The sequence below is a fragment of the Campylobacter sp. RM12654 genome (assembly GCF_020137585.1).
In the GTDB taxonomy this organism is placed as follows: domain Bacteria; phylum Campylobacterota; class Campylobacteria; order Campylobacterales; family Campylobacteraceae; genus Campylobacter_E.
Window position 1 is genome coordinate 1 of record NZ_JACGAR010000054.1, and the last position, 1,647, is coordinate 1,647.

Here is a 1,647-nt window from a genome sequence, read left to right on the forward strand (position 1 = left end):
AGTTGTTTTAGGATACGGAGTTGATAAAGATGGCTTTTTTACAAGTGATTTTAACAAAGCAGCAGGTATTCCGGATAATTATAAAATCCACAGCGATACAATGCTTTCCCTTGTAGAAAAAAATAACCAAGCAAACCCACCGATATACAAAATGCGTCATAACATAGATATAGTAAAAAGTGCAAGCAATGCTTATAAAGTTTTAAAAGGAGTTTTAGGCGATGAGTTTTTAAACTCAAAGGATTTTTTTAGCTCTGATGAGCTTTGGAAAACTTCACATTTTTTTGAAATGGATAAAAGAAGTTTAACTATTACAAAGACTTTTGATAAATTAGAAGATTATCAAGACTATGTAAAAATGACAGATTATTGTAGGCTTGATTCAAAATATAGAGCGAGTAATCATCTGTCTGGTTTGTTTGCACAAGATGATATTTTTCATAAAGTAGAACCACCTATAAATAATTATGATGCGTGGTTAGATAGTATATGTAGTTTTATCTACGACCCACATAAAGAAAACTACCAAAACGAGCAAGGCGAGTATAGCAAAGGCGGACTTTTAGCTGCTGTTTTATATAATAATTATATTTTAGTAGAAGGTGAAAAAACTAATTATGCTAAGCAAATGGGACATGACTACAGCGACCCATTTGACCCGTATCGCACAGATGATGATTGGGGTATGATAAAGCCAAACAATACAAAACGCTATGAGATAGGTAAAGAAGATGAGTGGCAAAAGCTAATGCAAAAATTATTATATGAAATGCTAAGTGGTAAAAACCTAAAAGCTCCTAAAGATATAGATAATTACGAAACATTTGAAGAGTTTTTACAAGCGGCTTTACAATACAGCCAAAAAAATATAAGTTTATTTGATATAAAAGTTTAAATTCCTATTTTAAATTCCATTAATTTTAAAGGAATTTAAAATTATGAATTATTTAAAAATATTACAAAAAGTAACAAATATTAATAATATTTTTAATATTAAGTTTTATTTAAAATTTCTTAAGATATTATGAGATTTCATTTCAAAATAAAGGAGAAAAAATGTTTAAAAAAACATTAAAAGTTTTATCTTTAATTGCCATTTTAGGCTTAAGTGCTAATGCTAATGATTTATTAGCAGATATTAGCAAAGGTGCTATAAGTGATAATTCATTAGGTGTTAAAGTTTTAAATACTGAAGAGATGAATAAAGTTCATGGCGGGTATATCGTAAGTTATTTCAATACTACATTTCATAGTGCAAATTTATTGCAAACAAATCATGTGGTATTGTTTGGTGATAATGAATTAGATAAAAGAGCAGTATATATGTATGGTTATGATTTTAAAAAAACTGATAATGCATCATATATGCAAAAAAATGCATTTAATGAAGCAATAATTGGATTAATGAATGGAGAATTGTTGGCAATTTCTTTTACTCAAACAAAAATTCCTCAATTTATAGGAAGTCAATATAGTTATAGTTATGATCCTAAAGCTGTAAATTATTATACTGGTAAAACTAGAGCTATTACGGGTAATTCTTGGCTTAGAAATTTAACACTTAACAAAGCTATTAGAAATGATATTTATATGCAAGCTATAAAAGAGCATGGTAATTTTGCATTAGGGTTCTAATAGAACCCTACC

General features: G+C 28.1%; 2 protein-coding genes. Both read left to right on the plus strand.

Going from position 1 to position 1,647, the window contains the following annotated elements:
- On the plus strand, positions 1-895 hold an 895-nt coding region (locus AVBRAN12654_RS09250), incomplete at its 5' end, for a Cj0814 family flagellar-dependent secreted protein (protein ID WP_442862326.1).
- Positions 896-1,056: 161 nt separating this feature from the next.
- Complete coding sequence (locus AVBRAN12654_RS09255) at positions 1,057-1,635, plus strand: hypothetical protein (protein WP_336609637.1); 579 nt, start codon at positions 1,057-1,059, stop codon at positions 1,633-1,635.
- Positions 1,636-1,647: the final 12 nt, after the last annotated feature.

Coding starts and splice junctions, on each gene's coding strand:
- AVBRAN12654_RS09255 (WP_336609637.1), top strand. CDS start 1,057: ATGTTTAAAAAAACATTAAAAGTTTTATCTTTAATTGCCATTTTAGGC.